This window comes from Achromobacter sp. KK8, assembly GCF_054188005.1.
The window spans coordinates 328,090-344,939 of the sequence record NZ_CM135178.1; the positions used below are offsets into that span (position 1 = coordinate 328,090).

The 16,850-nt window shown below is 70.0% G+C and carries 13 protein-coding genes; 8 read left to right on the forward strand and 5 right to left on the reverse strand.

Annotated elements, in window-relative coordinates:
• Positions 1-139: 139 nt before the first annotated feature.
• Both ACVN9Z_RS01605 and ACVN9Z_RS01610 read left to right on the forward strand, forming a co-directional pair.
• Complete coding sequence (locus tag ACVN9Z_RS01605) at positions 140-1,702, forward strand: DUF1800 domain-containing protein (RefSeq protein ID WP_458213013.1); 1,563 nt, start codon at positions 140-142, stop codon at positions 1,700-1,702.
• Complete coding sequence (locus ACVN9Z_RS01610; protein WP_458213014.1) at positions 1,699-3,099, forward strand: DUF1501 domain-containing protein; 1,401 nt, start codon at positions 1,699-1,701, stop codon at positions 3,097-3,099. Before ACVN9Z_RS01605 ends, ACVN9Z_RS01610 begins: the two co-directional genes overlap by 4 nt.
• Here ACVN9Z_RS01610 and ACVN9Z_RS01615 read toward each other — a convergent pair.
• On the reverse strand, positions 3,056-4,024 hold the full coding sequence (locus ACVN9Z_RS01615; RefSeq protein WP_006384415.1) for a Bug family tripartite tricarboxylate transporter substrate binding protein: 969 nt from the start codon (positions 4,022-4,024) through the stop codon (positions 3,056-3,058). The genes ACVN9Z_RS01610 and ACVN9Z_RS01615 overlap by 44 nt on opposite strands.
• A 138-nt stretch (positions 4,025-4,162) precedes the next feature.
• Complete coding sequence (locus ACVN9Z_RS01620) at positions 4,163-5,302, reverse strand: 4-oxalomesaconate tautomerase (protein WP_024070207.1); 1,140 nt, start codon at positions 5,300-5,302, stop codon at positions 4,163-4,165.
• Between the two features lie 61 nt (positions 5,303-5,363).
• Here ACVN9Z_RS01620 and ACVN9Z_RS01625 point away from each other — a divergent pair, with 61 nt between their 5' ends.
• The 5 genes from ACVN9Z_RS01625 (at position 5,364) to ACVN9Z_RS01645 (ending at position 8,643) form a co-directional block, all read left to right on the forward strand.
• Positions 5,364-6,290 carry a LysR family transcriptional regulator gene (locus ACVN9Z_RS01625; protein ID WP_024070208.1) on the forward strand — a complete coding sequence of 309 codons (927 nt, stop codon included), beginning with the start codon at positions 5,364-5,366 and terminating at the stop codon, positions 6,288-6,290.
• A 9-nt stretch (positions 6,291-6,299) separates the two neighbouring features.
• Positions 6,300-6,764, forward strand: coding sequence for a GNAT family N-acetyltransferase (locus ACVN9Z_RS01630; protein WP_006384419.1), 465 nt, complete (start codon positions 6,300-6,302; stop codon positions 6,762-6,764).
• Between the two features lie 149 nt (positions 6,765-6,913).
• A complete protein-coding gene (locus ACVN9Z_RS01635) occupies positions 6,914-7,282 on the forward strand; it encodes a COG4315 family predicted lipoprotein (RefSeq protein WP_054442881.1) in 369 nt (122 codons plus the stop codon).
• 31 nt (positions 7,283-7,313) lie between these two features.
• A complete protein-coding gene (locus tag ACVN9Z_RS01640) occupies positions 7,314-7,826 on the forward strand; it encodes an RNA polymerase sigma factor (RefSeq protein ID WP_006384421.1) in 513 nt (170 codons plus the stop codon).
• Between the two features lies 1 nt (position 7,827).
• Positions 7,828-8,643, forward strand: a complete 816-nt coding sequence (locus tag ACVN9Z_RS01645; protein WP_458213015.1) for an anti-sigma factor family protein — start codon at positions 7,828-7,830, stop codon at positions 8,641-8,643.
• 390 nt (positions 8,644-9,033) lie between these two features.
• Here the strand turns inward: ACVN9Z_RS01645 and ACVN9Z_RS01650 are convergent, their stop codons facing one another.
• From ACVN9Z_RS01650 to atzF, 3 genes are read right to left on the reverse strand one after another with little or no spacing between them, the layout of a single operon-like run.
• Positions 9,034-9,753 (reverse strand): GntR family transcriptional regulator, encoded by a 720-nt coding sequence (locus ACVN9Z_RS01650; RefSeq protein ID WP_054439686.1) that lies wholly within the window; start codon positions 9,751-9,753, stop codon positions 9,034-9,036.
• A 2-nt stretch (positions 9,754-9,755) separates the two neighbouring features.
• Positions 9,756-13,391 (reverse strand): urea carboxylase, encoded by a 3,636-nt coding sequence (gene uca / locus ACVN9Z_RS01655; RefSeq protein ID WP_458213016.1) that lies wholly within the window; start codon positions 13,389-13,391, stop codon positions 9,756-9,758.
• Positions 13,392-13,417: 26 nt separating this feature from the next.
• The gene (atzF, locus tag ACVN9Z_RS01660) at positions 13,418-15,247 is read right to left on the reverse strand and encodes an allophanate hydrolase (protein WP_054439691.1); all 1,830 of its coding nucleotides are present in this window, start codon (positions 15,245-15,247) and stop codon (positions 13,418-13,420) included.
• A gap of 347 nt (positions 15,248-15,594) precedes the next feature.
• Here atzF and urtA point away from each other — a divergent pair, with 347 nt between their 5' ends.
• Positions 15,595-16,848, forward strand: a complete 1,254-nt coding sequence (gene urtA / locus ACVN9Z_RS01665) for an urea ABC transporter substrate-binding protein (RefSeq protein WP_458213017.1) — start codon at positions 15,595-15,597, stop codon at positions 16,846-16,848.
• Positions 16,849-16,850 lie beyond the last annotated feature (2 nt).

The window sequence follows — 16,850 nt, forward strand, 5'->3', positions numbered from 1 at the left end:
GCCGGCCCCCGCGCGGGCCGGCGCGCCGCGCGTGCGCGCCTCGTGCAAAAGGATTAGTCCCTCGTCCGAATGGCGGTCTTGAAGCCCCCCTGGCGCTTCGCTACCGTAGGCTTTCGCATTCGACCCCGGGGCTGCCTGCATGTCCGCGTCGCCGTTCGGAGCGGCGCCGCCCGCTTCCGCTGAAACCCGCCCGCCCACGCCTGGCCAGGCCTCGCGCTTCCTGGCCCAGGCCACCTTCGGCCCGACGCCGGCGCTGATCGACGCGGTGGTGCGCGACGGCTACGCCGCCTGGCTGGACGCGCAACTGGCGCTGCCGCCGTCGCAAAGCCATTTCGACTGGCTGCTGCAGCAAGGCAAGGACACCGAGGCCTACAAGGGCAACGGCATCAACGCGCCGCTCGAATCGACGCTGTGGCGCAAGTTCATCAGCGCCGAGGACCAGGTGCGCACCCGCGTGGCGTTCGCGCTGTCGGAGATCTTCGTGGTCGGGGTGGCGTCGATCACGGCCAACTGGCCGCTGTTCGGCGCCGCCGGCTTCATGGACCTGCTGGCCGAGCATGCCTTTGGCAGCTACCAGGACCTGCTCACCGCCGTCACCCGCAACCTGTCGATGGGCTGCATGCTGACCTATCGCGGCAACCGCAAGGAAGACCCGCGCACCGGCCGCCATCCCGACGAGAACTATGCGCGCGAAGTGATGCAGTTGTTCAGCATCGGCCTGGTCGAACTGAACCGCGACGGCACGCCGCGGCTGGTGAACGGCGCCCCCGTGGAGACCTACGACAATGCCGACGTGCAGGGACTGGCCAAGGTCTTCACCGGCTGGGACCTGGATGGGCCGGAGACCGACGTGCAGTTCCACCGCCGGCCGATGGCGCTCAATCCGGCGCTGCATTCGCTGGCCGAAAAGCGCTTCCTGGGCGCGGTGATCCCGCCCGGCACCGATGGACACCTGTCGCTCAAGCTCGCGATGGAGGTGATCAGCGCGCATCCGAACGTCGGGCCGTTCATCGGCACGCAGCTGATCCAGCGGCTGGTCACCAGCAATCCGAGTCCGGCCTACGTCGAGCGGGTGGCGACCGTGTTCGACGACGACGGCCACGGCGCGCGCGGCAACCTCAAGGCGGTGGTGCGCGCCATCCTGCTGGACGACGAGGCGCGCCACCCTGATCTGGCCGCGCCCGGCTGGGGCAAGGTGCGCGAACCCATCCTGCGCTTTTCCGGCTGGGCTCGGGCGTTCGGCGCCACCTCCACCAACGGCGCCTGGGCCATGCCCGACACCACCGACAACACCATCCGGCTGGCGCAGAGCCCGATGCGCTCGGCCAGCGTGTTCAACTTCTTCCGGCCGCGCTATGCCCCTCCCGTCACCGAGCTGGCGCGGCGCGGCCTGGTGGCGCCGGAACTGCAGATCACCGATGAAACCAGCATCGCCGGCTACCTGAACTTCGTGGCCATCTACGTTGATCGCGGCTGGGAAGACCTGCAGACGCAGTACACCGCCGAGATCGCCCTGGCCGCCGACGCCGACGCGCTGGTGGCGCGCATCGTGCTGCTGCTGGCGGGCGACGCCTTCAGCGCGGCGACGGCGCAGGCCATCGCGCAGGCGGTCGACACCTTGCCGCGCGCACGGCCGCGCGACCGCGTGCGCGCCGCCATCACGCTGGTGGCGGCCAGCCCCGAGTACCTGGTGCAGAAATGAAGGCCGACCGCCGCGAATTCCTGCTGCTCGCCTGCGCCCTGGGCGCCACGCACGCGGCGGCGCCGCTGGCGCTGAACCTGGCGGCGCTGGGCGCGGCGGCCGCGCAATCGGCGGCCGACGGCGACTACAAGGCGCTGGTGTGCGTGTTTTTGTACGGCGGCAACGATCCGTTCAACACGCTGGTGCCGTTCGACGCGCCCGCCTACCGCGCCTATGCCGCGGCCCGCAGCGACATCGCGCTGCCGCGTGACGCCCTCCAATCCACGGCGCTGCGCGACAAGGCATCCACCGCCGATGGCGCGCAATTCGCGCTGGCCCCGTCCCTGGCGCCGCTGGCGCCGCTGTTCGCGCGCGGCGAGATGGCGGCGGTGCTTAACGTCGGCCCGCTGGTGGTGCCCACCAGCAAGGCGGACTACATCGGCGCGCGGGTGCCGCTGCCGCCCAAGCTGTTCTCGCACAACGACCAGCAGTCGTACTGGCAGGCGCTAGCGCCGGAAGGCGCTTCCTCCGGCTGGGCCGGACGCCTGACGGACCTGTACGCCGGCATCAACGCGCAGCGCAGCTTCACCGGCATCACCGCCGGCGGCAGCACCGTGCTGCTGGCCGGCCGCCATGTCGCGGGCTACCGCGTCGGCGTGAACGGCTCGACCCGCATCGAGCTGCTGACACGCGACATGTACGGCTCCAGCGCCTGCACCGCGTTGCTGCGCCAGCTGATCACACAGCCGCGCGAGCACCTGATGGAACGCGAAATGTCGCGCATCGCGGCGCAGTCGATCGACGCCGACGCGCGGCTGCGGGCGGCCTTGTCTGGCGTGGCCGTGCCAGGCGATTTCGACTCGCCGCTGGCGCAGCAGTTGAAGATCGTGGCCCGCATCATCGCGGCGCGCCAGGCCCTTGGGGCGCGGCGCCAGGTATTCTTCGTGTCGCAGAACGGCTACGACAACCACACCGGCCTGAACGACACCCACCCGGCCCTGCTCAAGGAACTGGGCCAGGCGCTGGCCGCCTTCCAGACGGCGCTGGCAAACCTGGGCGTGGCGCGCCAGGTCACCACCTTCACCGCCTCGGAATTCGGCCGCACGCTGGGATCGAACGGCAACGGTTCGGATCATGGCTGGGGCGCGCATCATTTCGTGCTGGGCGGCGCCGTCAACGGCGGCCGCTACCACGGCACGCATCCGCAGATCGCGCCCGACGGCCCCGGGTTCGTGGACAACGGCCGGCTGCTGCCGACGCTGGCGGTGGAGCAACTGGGCGCGGCGCTGGGCGGCTGGTTCGGCGCCAGCGCCGACGACCTGCGGCTGGTGTTTCCGAACCTGCGCCACTTCGACGCCGCGCCTTTGGCGCTGTTTACAGCGCCGCGTGAATCGTCGATGCCAGCCGCTTCCACTTGACGGCCTCTTCGCGCACGAACGCGGCGAGCTCCGCCGGCGTGCTGGTGCGCACCTCGGCGCCCTGGTCGTCGATCTTGGCGGCCACGGCCGGATCGTTGAGCGCGCCATTGAGCGCGGTGTTCAACTTGGCAACCACCTGCGGATCGGCGTTGGCCGGCGCAAACACCGCGTACCACTGCGCCACGTCCACGCCCTGCACGCCCAGTTCGGCCAGGGTCGGCATGTCGGGCAGCACCTTGGCGCGGCGCGCGCCGGCCACGCCCAGCGCGCGGATCTTGCCCGACTTCAGGTGCGGATAGGCGCTGAACAGGCTGGGAAACATGACCTGGGTGACGCCGGCCAGCGTGTCCGTCATGGCGGGGGCCGAGCCCTTGTAGGGAATCTCCAGCATGGCCGCGCCGGTGGCGCGGTTGAACAGCTCGCCCGCCACCGCCGGCGCCGTGCCCGGGCCGGCGGAGGCGTAGCTCAGGCCGTCGGGATGGGCCTGGCCGTACTTGAGCAGGCCCGGCACGTCCTGCACGCCGATGCTGCTGGACACCACCATCAGCGTGGGCGAGTCGGCCACCATGCCGATCGCGGTGAAGTCGCGCACCGGATCGTAGTTGAGCTTCTGCAGCGCCGGATTGATGCCGTGCGTGCCGATGTAGCCAAGCATCAGCGTGTAGCCGTCGGCCGGCTGGCGCGCCACGTAGTCGGCGGCGATGGCGCCCTGCGCGCCGGGCTTGTTGACCACGATGACGGTCTGGCCCAGCAGTTCGCCCATCTTCTGCCCGATCACGCGGGCCAGGGTGTCATTGCCGCCGCCGGCGGCGGTGGGCACCACCATGGTGATGGCGCGTTCGGGGAATTCGGCCTGCGCGGCCGGGCTGCCCAGGACCAGGCAAAGCGCGGCGGCGCACAGGGTGCTGCGGGAGGGAAAAGCCATGTCATGTCTCCTGATGGTTCTATGGGCGGCCTCTGCGGACCGCTGTGTCTCGGGTCGGAGGCGGCTCGGGCCGCCACCTTCATGTTTCGGTGCCGGCGGCCGAGGGCGGCTTCCGGGTACGGCATTCTTGATCGCAGCCTATGCCGCCATGGCGGCAGGCGCCGACTCCGGTCGGCTGGCGCGTTCCTCGCGCGCCGGCACATAGCGCCCCGGCACGTACAGCAGGCCCTTCATGATCTTGCGCGCGGTGCGTACCAGGCCGGCGGCCCGCACCTCGCCGCTGGCGGCGTCCAGCCTGACGTCAATGTCCATGCCGCCCGACGGGTGCTCGATGCGCACGCCACGGTAGCCCGGGCGCGGCGCCGGCCCGCCACAGTCGTGCGCAACGGTGCCCGCCATCAGGAAGGCGGCGGCCACGCCCACCGCGCCGGTGGCGGCATGGGCGCGATGGCAGGCGTGCGGCGTGAAGTAGCGCGAACGCAGCGACAGCGCGGCGGGATCGCTCCCGGGCGCCAGCAGCACCGGCTTGGGAATGACGCTGTTCGAGACGTCCCCCAGTCCCATGCGGCTGCCGGCCTCGCGGCGGATGCGCTCCAGGCGCGCCAGCAGGGCAGGGTTGGCGTCCAGTTCGGCCGGCGACTCGTCGCCGCGCAGGCCGAAGTCGGCGGCGCGCAGCAGCACCATCGGCATGGCGGCGTCGATCAGCGTGGCGGCCACGCCGTCAACCACTTCCTGCCGCAGGCCGGTCGGGAACAGGCGGCCGGTGACCGCCCCCCATGCATCCAGGAAATTCAACCGCACCGGCGCGGCAGCGCCAGGCACGCCGTCGATGCGCGCCTCGCCTTCATAGGTCAGGCGGCCGCCCGGCGTCTGCACCACCGCCTCGATCACGGCGCCGGTGTTGACGTTGTGCACCCGCACCGAGGTTTCGCCGTCGGCCGCGGCGATCAGGCCCTCGTCGATGGCGAAGGGCGCTGCGCCCGACAGCATGTTGCCGCAGTTGGGACGGGTGTCGACGCTGGCGCGGTCCACCGAGACCTGCGCGAACAGATAGTCGATATCGCAGTCGGGCCGGGTCGAGCGCGACACGATCGCGACCTTGCTGGTCAGCGAGTTGCCGCCGCCCAGGCCATCGACCTGCAGCGCGTGGGGCGAACCCATGGCCTGCAACAGCAGCCGGTCACGCTCGGCGGGATCGGCCGGCAGCCAGTCGCCAAGAAAAAAGGGGCCGCGGGAGGTGCCGCCGCGCATCAGTACGCAAGGGATGATCGTTTCCATGCAGTGCATTCTGCGACGGCGCGGCTATTATTTGAATTGCAACTTACGGATGGATTAATGCATGGCACGCATCAATTTCGATTTACAGGAATTGCAGGCCTTCGTGGCCGTGGCCGAACGCGCCAGTTTCCGCGCCGCCGCCGAAGACCTGAACCTGTCGCAGCCGGCGCTGAGCCGGCGCATCGACAAGCTGGAGGACCTGCTGGGCGCGCGCCTGCTGGAACGCACCACGCGCCGCGTGGCGCTGACGCACGTCGGCCGCATCTTCCTGGAACGGGCGCGCGGCGCCATCGACGAACTGGAACGCGCGGTGCTCAGCATCGGCGACCTGGCGGCGCAGCGCGGCGGGCTGGTGACGGTGGCTTGCGTGCCGTCGGTGGCCTACTACTTCCTGCCCGCCATCATCCACGACTACGCCGCGCGCTTTCCGCGCATCCGCGTGCGCATCATCGACGAGACCGCCCACACCGTGCTCAACAGCGTGGTGACCGGCCGCGCCGACTTCGGCATCAGTTTTTTCGGCACCCAGGAGCCGGACGTGGATTTCAAGGCGGTGCTGCGCGAGGACTTCGTGCTGGCGGTGCGGCGCGACCATCCGCTGGCCGCGCGCCGCAGCGTGTCGTGGGAGGAGCTGTCGCAGGAACGCTTCATGACCGTGGCCAAGGAAAGCGGCAACCGCCTGCTGATCGACGACGCGCTGGCCAAGAGCGGCAAGCGCACCGTCAGCGCCTTCGAGGTCAGCCACGTCATGACGCTGCTGGGGCTGGTGGAAGCCGGGCTGGGCGTGGCGGCCGTGCCGCAGCTGGCGATGCCGCCGGCCGGCCACGCCACGCTGGCGGGCGTCAAGCTGGAGCATCCGCGCGTCACCCGCAGCCTGGGTTTGATCTCGCGCAGGGGCCGCCCCCTGGCGCCGGCGGCGCAACAGCTCTATAACCTTATCCACCAGGCCGGCAAAAGCGCCAAGCGTGGTCCCCCCAAGCAACCCTGAAGCCGCACCATGAGCCCCCATTCCCTGGCGTTGCAAGCCGCCACCGAAGACGACCTGCCGTTCCTGCTGGCGCTGCGCAAGGCAACCATGACCGAACACCTGGCGCGCGTTGACGCACCGCGGGACGATGCGCATCACCTGGCGCGCATCCGCTATCACTTCGACGACGCCCAGATCGTCTGGCTGCACGGCCGCCCGGCGGGCCTGTTCAAGACCTTCCGCGATCCGGCCGGCTGGCGCGTGGTGCAGATCCAGATCGACCCGGCCTTCCAGGGCCAGGGACTGGGCCGGCGCCTGCTGGCCGGCCTGCTGCGGCAGGCGGACGACGAAGGCGCCCCGGTCACCCTGTCCGTCCTGAAGGGCAACCCCGCCCGCCGGCTCTACGAGTCGCTGGGCTTCACCCCTGTCGAGGAGACCGCCCTGGAAATAGAAATGCGCTACGAACCCGCCCCGCCCGCCGGCGGCCACGCCTGACGGCGGCCGTCGCGAAGGGCCCGCGCGAGGCTCGGTTGAATCTTCATCCCCAGCCCTCCCGATTTTTTTGTCCGGTGGCGGAATATTCCCGTTCCGCCCCGCGTCTGTAGAGGGCAGTCCCCCAAACTCTTCCATCTACGAGGCACGACATGCGCACTCAACTCGCCGCAACCCTGGCCCTCTCCTGCGCCGCCCTGTTCTCGGCCGGCGCCCATGCCCAGGCCGTCAAGACCCAGGACGGCATCCTGGTCAACAGCGCCGGCATGACCCTCTACACCTTCGACAAGGATGCCGGCGGCAAGAGCGCCTGCAACGACCAGTGCGCCAAGATCTGGCCGCCCGTCACCGCCGCCGCCGACGCCAAGGCCTCGGGCGACCTGAGCATCATCACCCGCGACGACGGCTCCAAGCAGTGGGCCTACAAGGGCAAGCCGGTCTACCTGTATGCCAAGGACACCAAGCCGGGCGACAAGACCGGCGACAACTTCAAGGACGTCTGGCACGTCATCAAGCCCTGATCCGGCCTGAGCCGTCCCTCCACGCCCGACCATGCGCGCCGACGACGAAGCCGCGATCCTGGCCTGCATCCCCAGCCTGCGGCGCTACGCCCGCGGGCTGACGGGCGACCCGCACCGGGCCGACGACCTGGTGCAGGACACGCTCGAACGGGCCTGGAGCCGCTACTCGCGCTGGCAGCGCCGCGGCGAGCTGCGGGCCTGGATGTTCGGCATCATGCATAACCATTTCATCGACGGCGTGCGCGCCAGCCACCGGCAGGCCGAACAGGCCGGCGCGGGCGACCTGCCCGACGTGCCGGTGCGCGCCACGCAGACCGACCACCTGGAGGTGCGCGACCTGGACCGCTGCCTGCAAGGCCTGCCGGCCGAGCAGCGCGAAGTATTGCTGCTGGTGTGCGTGGAAGACCTGTCGTACCAGGAAACCGCGCAGGTGCTGGGCGTGCCGATCGGCACGGTCATGTCGCGCCTGTCGCGCGCCCGCGAACGCCTGGGCGCCCTGATGCAGGGCCAGGAACCCGCCAGCCGGCTCCATCGCGTGAAATGACATGAACGACAAACGCCTCCACGCCATTCCCACCGCCGGCAACCCCATCACCGAAGCCGACCTGCACGCCTACGCCGACGGCCAGTTGCCGCCCGGCCGCCACGCCGAGGTCGACGCCTTCCTAGCGGCCCATCCGCAGGACCTGGCGCGCGTGCACGGCTGGCAGGCCCAGCGCCGCGCCCTGCACGCCCTGCTGGACCCGGTGCTGGATGAACCCCTGCCCCTGCGCCTGCCGCTCTCGCCCCCCGCGCGCCGCCTGCCCTGGCGCGCCGTCGCTGCCTGTGCCGCCATCGCCGTCATCAGCGCCAGCAGCGCCTGGATGGCGCGCGGCGCCATGGACGCCCGCCACCTGCAAACCGTATTGGCCACCGCCATACCCGACCGCGCCGCCGGCGGCTACGCCCAGCGCGCCGCCATCGCCCACGCCGTCTACGCCCCCGACATGGGCCGCCCCGTCGAAGTCAGCGGCGACAACGAAAAAGCCCTGGTCACCTGGCTCACCAAGCGCCTCGGCGCCCCCGTGCGCGCCCCGTCCCTTACCCATGCCGGCTACGACCTCGTCGGCGGCCGCCTGCTGCCCGGCGGCAGCGGCCCCGTCGCCCTCTTCATGTACGGCGCCCCCGACGGCCAACGCCTGACCCTCTACGTCACCCGCGAAGCCGCCGGCGGCCAGACCGCCTTCCAATTCACCCAGGAAGGCCCCGTCCGCGTCTTCTACTGGGTCGAAGGCCAATTCGGCTACGCCCTCTCCGGCGCCATCAGCCGCGACGAACTGCAACGCGTCTCCGAAGAAGTCTACAAACAACTGCAAGGCTGAGCCGGGCGCGAGCAGGAGCGAGGGGACGGCGAGGGCGCGCCTAAATTGCAGCCACCGCGCGCAGCGACCACAGTCCCGACGCCCCACCCCACGTATGCCAAAAACGGCTGCCCGCGCAGCCGTTTTTGGCGGGCCCCGCAATCTCCTCCGCCCCACCCCGACGTTGAATAGAACGCCAAGAAAACCGCCCTCCCCCCAATCCGTCGCAGGAAGACAGACGAGCGGCGGGGCGAGGCTGGCGGGCGGGTGCGGGGCGTGTAGATGCGCCCGACGGAATCTGAAGGGAAGGCCGAAGGCCTGGACGAAGATGAGGAAGGGGTAGTCCGGAGCGAAGGCTCCGGACCGCAATCGTAGCCCCGCACCCGCCCGCCAGCCTCGCCCCGCCGCGCCTTAAGAACCCTCCCTAGCCACATGCAACATATGCAACGTAATCCTCCGAACCTCAGCCTTGCTCATCTCAACATGCCCCCGCAACATCCTCCCCGCCGCCTCCCCCCGCCGAGCCAGCACCGCCCGCAGAATCGCCCCATGCTCCTCATACGTCGCATCCACCCGGAACTCCTTGGTGAAATCCAACCGCCGCACGATCCGGATCTTCTCGGTGACTTCCCGGTGGATCAACGCCATCTCCGCATTCCCGGCAGCCGCCACCAGTGAGCAGTGAAACGCCTCGTCCAGCTGCGCCACCATCCGCCCATCCAGAATGCGTTGATCCGGCGGCACCAGCCACACATCCACCAGCGCCGCCAGCATCCCGCCATCGTCCATGCGCTCGCGCGCGCACAGCCGTTCGACCGCCGCCAGTTCCAGCACCACGCGCACGTCGTACAGCGCCTCGAAGCGCTCGAAATCGAACGGCCGCACCTGCCAGCCGCTGCGCGGACTGGGCAGCACGAAGCCCTCGCGCTCCAGCCGCGCCAGCCCCAGCCGCACCGGCGTGCGGCTCACCCCCAGCCGCAACGCCAGCTCCGCCTCGGTAAAGCGGTCGCCCGGCAGCAGGCGGAAGTCGAACAGCTCATCCTTGATGCGCTGGTAGACCTGCTCGGCCAACGACCCCGCCAGCGCCGGCGCCTGCCGCAACGCTGGCCCGACACGCACCGAATCGCGCATGGTCAGGCCACCGGGCAAGTCGCGTCCTCGGCCAGCACGACCAGCGCATCGCCCGCGTTGACCGGTTTGCCCGGCACGCAGCGAATCGCGGCCACCGTGCCCGACACCGGCGCGATCACCGACAGCTCCATCTTCATCGCCTCGACCACCACCAGCGTGTCGCCAGCCGCCACGCTCTGGCCCACCTGCACGGGGATCTTCCAGACGTTGCCGCACATATCGGCGCTGACCAGCCGTTCGCCGTCGCGCAGCGCGATCTCCAGTTCCGGCGCCGCCTCGGCCGGCGGCGCCGTCACGTCCTCGTGTTTCCACAGCGCGACTTCGGCATCGAACGCCGACTTCTGCCGCGCCTGGAAGGCGCCGATGCTGTCCGCCTGGTCGGCCAGGAAACGCTGGTGCGCGGCGAAATCGAATAGTTCCTCCTCGATGTGCACCGTGGCGCGGCCCTCGCGGAAATCCTCGCGCAGCACATCCAGCTCGGCCTCGCTCACCGGATAGAAGCGCACCTGGTCGAAGAAGCGCAGCAGCCAGGGCTTGCCGTCCTGGAACGCCGGGTTCTTCAGGAACTTGTTCCAGATCGGCAGCGTGCGGCCCACCAGTTGATAGCCGCCGGGCGAATCCATGCCGTAGATGCACATGTAGACGCCGCCGATGCCGACCGTGCCTTCGGCCGTGAAGGTGCGCGCCGGGTTGTACTTGGACGTCAGCAGGCGGTGGCGCGGATCGATCGGCACCGCGCACGGCGCGCCCAGGTAGACGTCGCCCAGGCCCATGATGAGATAACTCGCGTCGAACACGATGCGGCGCACGTCCTCGCGGCTGGCCAGGCCGTTGATGCGCTGGATGAAGTCGACATTGTTCGGCAGCCACGGCGCGCTGGCGCGCACCGTTTCCTGGTAGCGCTGCACCGCGCCCAGCGTGGCCGAATCCTCGAACGCCATCGGCAGATGGACCACGCGGGTCGGCACCTTCAGCGTCGACACGTCGGCCAGCTGCGTTTCGATCTCCAGCAGCCGCGCGATCAGCGCCTGCTGCAGGATCACGCGGCTGTCGTAGCGGATCTGCAGCGAGCGCACGCCCGGCGACAGCTCGCGCACGCCCTCGATCGGCCGCGCCGCCAGCGCCTCCATCAGCAGGTGGATGCGCATGCGCAGCGCCAGGTCGAGCACGTTGTCGCCATACTCCAGCAGCAGGTAGCCGTCGCCCGCCTGGCGGTACGACACCGACGGCCGGCTGCCCGTCGCCGGCAGCGCCGCGATGATGGTCTCCGAGGCCGTGGCGGGCGGCGCCGAGGGCGTGGTGGCCTGCGGCGCCACGGCGCGCAACTGCTCCACGCTGCGGTCCTGCGCGGCCTCGCGCGCCACCGCCTCGGCGTAATCGATGCGCACGAAGCGGATGCGGTCGCCCGGCTTGACTTGCCCCACCTTCCACAGTTCGGCGCGCGCGATCGTCACCGGGCAGACGAAACCGCCCAGGCTGGGGCCGTCGCGCGTCAGGATCACCGGGCTGTCGCCGGTGAAGTTGATGCTGCCGATGGCGTACTCACAATCATGGATGTTGGACGGATGCAGGCCGGCCTCGCCGCCGTTCTCGCGCGCCCAGGTCGGCTTGGGGCCGGTCAGCCGCACGCCGAGGCGATTGGAGTTGTAGTGCACCTCCCAATCGGCGGCGAAGAAGGCCTCGATGGCCTCGGGGCGGAAGAAGTCCGGCGCGCCATGCGGGCCGTACAGCACGCCGATCTCCCAGGTGTTGCCATAGGCCGGGATCAGCTCAGCCGGCGCCGCCTGCGGCGCGCTCACCGGCGCCTGGGCGTTCGCGGCCGGCAGCTCGGGGCGCACCAGCGGCAGCATGTCGCCGACGCGCAGCGTGCGGCCGGCGTGGCCGCCGAACTGGCCCAGCGCGAAGGTAGAACGGCTGCCCAGGTAGACCGGCACGTCCAGCCCGTTGCGCACCGCCAGGTACGTGCGGCAGCCGGACAGCGCGCGGCCCGTGGCCAGCACCTGGCCCGAGCGCACCGTGACCGGCTGCCACATCGGCACCGGCTCGCCATCGAGCGTGGCGGCGCATTCGGCGCCGGTGAGCGCGACGATGGCATCGCCATGAAAGCGCAGCGTCGGCCCGACCAGCGTGGCCTCGATGCCGGCTGCGTCGGGCGCGTTGCCGACGATGCGATTGGCCAGGCGGAAGGCGTAGTCGTCCATCGGGCCCGACGGCGGCACGCCGATATCCCAATAGCCGGTGCGGCCCGGGTAATCCTGCACGCTGGTGTAGGTGCCGGCTTCCAGCACCTCGATGGCCGCGGGGCGATAGATGAAGCCCTCCAGGAAGCGCGTCGACAGCTGCCCGGCGCGGAAGCGCGCGTCGGCCACGATCTGGCGCAGGTAGTCCAGGTTGGTGGCGATGCCGTGCAGGCGAGTGTGCGCCAGCGCATCGGCCAGCTTGTCGAGCGCGGCCTCGCGGGTGTCGGCGTGCACGATCAGCTTGGCCAGCATCGGATCGTAGAACGCCGGCACCTCGGTACCCGTCTCGACCCAGCTGTCCAGGCGCACGCCTTCGGGAAAATGCACCTCCGTCAGCACGCCGGGCGACGGCTGGAACTGGCGCAGCGGGTCTTCGGCGTACAGCCGCACCTCGATCGACGCGCCTTGCGGCGCGCGCGACATCGCGGCCAGGTCGAGCGGCTCGCCCGCCGCCACGCGCAGCATGCATTCGATCAGGTCCAGCCCGGTCACCGCCTCGGTCACCGGATGCTCCACCTGCAGGCGGGTGTTGACCTCCAGGAAATAGAAGCTGTCGCGCGCCGGATCGTAGATGAATTCGACCGTGCCGGCCGAGCGGTAAGCCACCGACTCGCCCAGCTTGACGGCCGCCGCCAGCAGCGCCGCGCGGGTCGCGGCCGGCAGGTGCGGCGCGGGGGTTTCCTCGATCACCTTCTGGTTGCGACGCTGCACCGAGCAATCGCGCTCGCCCAGCGCCAGCACGCGGCCGGCGCCGTCGCCGAAGATCTGCACCTCGACGTGGCGGGCGTTGTCCACGTAACGCTCGATGAAGGCGCCGCCGTCGCGGAAGAAGTGCTCGCCCATGCGCTGCACGCTGTCGAACGCCACCGTCAGTTCGGCCTCGTTGTCGCAACGCGACAGGCCGATGCCGCCGCCGCCCGCGGTGCTCTTGAGCATCACCGGATAGCCGATGCGCTCGGCCTGCGTCAGCGCCTCGCCCAGGCTGGCCAGCAGGCCCGTGCCGGGGGTCATCGGCACGCCGGCTTCGGCCGCCAGTTCACGCGAGCGGTGCTTCAGGCCGAACTCGCGGATCTGCAGCGGCGTGGGACCGACGAAGGCGATGCCCGCGGCCTCGCAGGCTTCGGCGAACTCGGCGCTCTCCGACAGGAAGCCGTAGCCGGGGTAGATGGCCTGCGCGCCGTGCTCGCGCGCGGCCGCCAGCAACAGGTCGGTGCGCAGATAGCTGTCGACCGCCTTCTCGCCGCCCAGCGCCACGGCCACGTCGGCCTCGCGCACATGGGCGGCATTGCGGTCGGGATCGGAATACACGGCAACGCTGCGGATGCCCAGGCGTTTGAGGGTACGGATGGCGCGGACGGCGATTTCGCCACGGTTGGCGATGAGGACGGTATCGAACACGGTTCGGCTCCCAGGGGCGATTGGATTTAGCGGGGGGTGGCGTTCAGGCTGGCGAGATAGGCGCGCCAGCCGCCGAAGGCGGTGATGTCGCGCGCGCCCTCCAGGCCTCGCGGCTCGCAGATGAAGCCCTTGACCTGGCGGCCGTCATGCAGCGTCAAGGTGCCGATGCCCAGCGGCGCGGGGATCTCGGCCACGAAGGCGCCGAACGCCGCCAGCGGGATGTCCCACAGCTCCACCTCGATCGGCGCGCCGCTGTCGGACTTCACCAGCCCCGGCTTGGGCGGCGTGGTGTTGGCCAGCGCGTAGAGCCGGTAGTCGGCGGCGGTGCGGGTCTTTTCCACCAGCACCGCGCGGCGCGAGGTCAGCTGATGGTTCAGCGGCATGCCGGTCAGGTGCGCGCCCACCACGGCCACGCGCAACAGCCCGGGGTCGGCGGCGGTCGGCCCCATGGGCGGCAGCGGCCGGCCCGTGGCGCCCAGCGGCAGTCCGCGCTGCGCCTGCCATTGGCGGCCGAAATGCGCCAGCGCGCGGTCCTGCCACGCCATGCCGATCAGCGTGATGCCGGCCGGCAGCCCGTCATCGCGCATGCCCGCGGGCAGCGCCAGCGCCGACAGGTCGGCGAGGTTGGCGAAGTTGGTATAGATGCCCAGTTGCGAATTGAGCCGCACCGGATCGGCCTGCAACTGGGCGATGGTGTAGATCGACGGCGAGGTCGGCACCACCAGCGCGTCGAAGCCTTGCAGCGACTGGTGGATACTGCGCGTCAGCTCGGCGCGGCGGTACTCGGCCTTGAAGGCGTCGAGCGCGTCGTAGTGGACCGCGCCTTCGACGATGCCGCGCACCACCGGATGGATGGCGTCGGGATTGTCGCGCCACAGCGGCTCGACCGCGGCGAAGCGCTCGGCCACCCACGGCCCCTGGTACAGCAGCGCCGCCAGTTCGGCATAAGGCGCAAAGTCGATGGCCTGGACCTCGGCGCCGCCGGCCTTGAGCGCCTGCACCGCGGCCTCGAACGCGGCGTCGGCCTGGGCGTCGCCGAAAAACTCCAGCCGGTCGGGCACGGCCAGCCGCGGCGCGGCGGGCCAGGGCGCGGCGGCGCCGGCCGGCTGCGCGCGCGAATAGGGATCGTGTTCGTCATAGCCGCCGGCGATGCCGGCCACGCGCTCGGCATCGTCCACCGTCAGCGCGAAGATCGACACGCAGTCCTGCGTGCGGCAGGCCGGCACCACGCCGGCGGTGCTGAGCCAGCCCTTGGTCGGCTTGAGGCCGACGATATTGTTGAACCCCGCCGGCACCCGGCCCGAGCCCGCGGTGTCCGTGCCCAGCGAAAACGCCGCCAGCCCGCGCGCCACCACCGAGGCGGACCCCGAACTGGAGCCGCCGCTGATGTAGTCGGGATTGAAGCTGTTGGCCACCGCGCCGTGCGGCGAGCGGGTGCCGACCAGGCCCGTGGCGAACTGGTCGAGATTGGTCTTGCCGATCAGGATGGCGCCGGCCGCGCGCAGGCGCCGCACCACGGTGGCGTCCTCGTCCGGCGTGTAGGCGAACGCGGGGCAGGCGGCGGTGGTGGGCCAGCCCGCCGCGTCGATGTTGTCCTTGATGGCGAACGGCACGCCGTAGAGCGGCAGGCGGGAACGATCGCCGCCGGCCGCGGCCAGCAGCAGGCGCAGGTCGTCGAGCTGGCGCGCCAGCACCGGCGCGCTGGCGCGCGTGATCCAGGCGTTGTCGGCCGGGTCGTCCGGCGCGGCGGCCAGGGGCATCAACAGCGCTTCGGGCGTGGCCCCTTCCTGATAGGCCGACAGCCATTGCGCGATCGTCCAACCGAGCGGGCCCTGCTGCGTTGCTACGGCATTCATGCTGGAATCCTTTCTGGTATACAAGTACGGATTCCCAAGCAATACGCGTGCCATGTGCGCCGCGCCCGGCGTTTTCGCCCTGCACGCCGCGCGCCACGGCCTGGCCGCCTTCGCGGACAAGTCCGCGCGCGCACTCCCAGCGGGCAGCGGCCGCACCGGTTTTGTGCACGCGGCACCAGATTGAACCGCGGCGCGCCGCCCGTCCGCCGCCCCGCCTCCTCGCGCACACCCATTGCTCAATACAGCGCGCCGCCATCGCATCGCGGCTGGCACGGCTTTTGCTTTGACGTCCTGGTCACGTCCTTTCATCACCGGCGCCGCCGGCCTCTTCCCATCCAGGAGTCACCATGAAACGCAGACTAGCCCTCAAGCAATTGACCGCCGCGAGCCTATTGGCCATGTCCGGCTGGATGCCGCAGCTGTTCGCCGCCGAAGACACCATCAAGGTCGGCATCCTGCATTCGCTGTCGGGCACCATGGCCATCTCGGAAACGTCGCTCAAGGACGTGGCCCTGATGACCATCGACGAGATCAACGCCAACGGCGGCGTCATGGGCAAAAAGCTCGAAGCGGTGGTGGTCGACCCGGCCTCGAACTGGCCGCTGTTCGCCGAGAAATCGCGCCAGCTGCTGTCGCAGGACAAGGTGGAGGTGGTGTTCGGCTGCTGGACCTCGGTGTCGCGCAAGTCGGTGCTGCCGGTGTTCAAGGAACTGAACGGCCTGCTGTTCTACCCGGTGCAATACGAGGGCGAGGAACTGGAGAAGAACGTGTTCTACACCGGCGCCGCGCCCAACCAGCAGGCCATTCCCGCCGTGGAATACCTGATGAGCGAAGACGGCGGCGGCGCCAAGCGCTTCGTGCTGCTGGGCACCGACTATGTGTACCCGCGCACCACCAACAAGATCCTGCGCGCCTTCCTGCACTCCAAGGGCGTCAAGGACAGCGACATCGACGAGGTCTACACCCCGTTCGGCCACTCCGACTACCAGACTATCGTCGCCAACATCAAGAAGTTCGCCGCCGGCGGCAAGACCGCCGTCATCTCCACCATCAACGGCGACTCCAACGTGCCGTTCTACAAGGAACTGGGCAACGCCGGCCTGAAGGCCACCGACGTGCCGGTGGTGGCGTTCTCGGTGGGCGAGGAAGAACTACGCGGCGTCGACACCAAGCCGCTGGTGGGCCACCTGGCCGCCTGGAACTACTTCGAGTCGATCAAGAACCCGGTCAACGAGGAGTTCATCAAGAAGTGGAAGGCCTACGCCAAGGCCAAGAACCTGCCCAACGCCAACACCGTGGTCACCAACGACCCGATGGAGGCCACCTACATCGGCATCCACATGTGGAAGCAGGCGGTCGAACAGGCCAAGACCACCGACGTCGACAAGGTGATCGCGGCCATGGGCGGCCAGAAGTTCAATTCGCCGAGCGGCTTCGCCATCGAAATGGACAAGACCAACCACCACCTGCACAAGCCGGTCTACATCGGCGAGATCAAGGCGGACGGCCAGTTCAACGTGGTCTGGAAAAGCAAGGGCCCGATCCGCGCGCAACCGTGGAGCCCGTACATCGCGGGCAACGAAAGCAAGCAAGGCCTCTAACC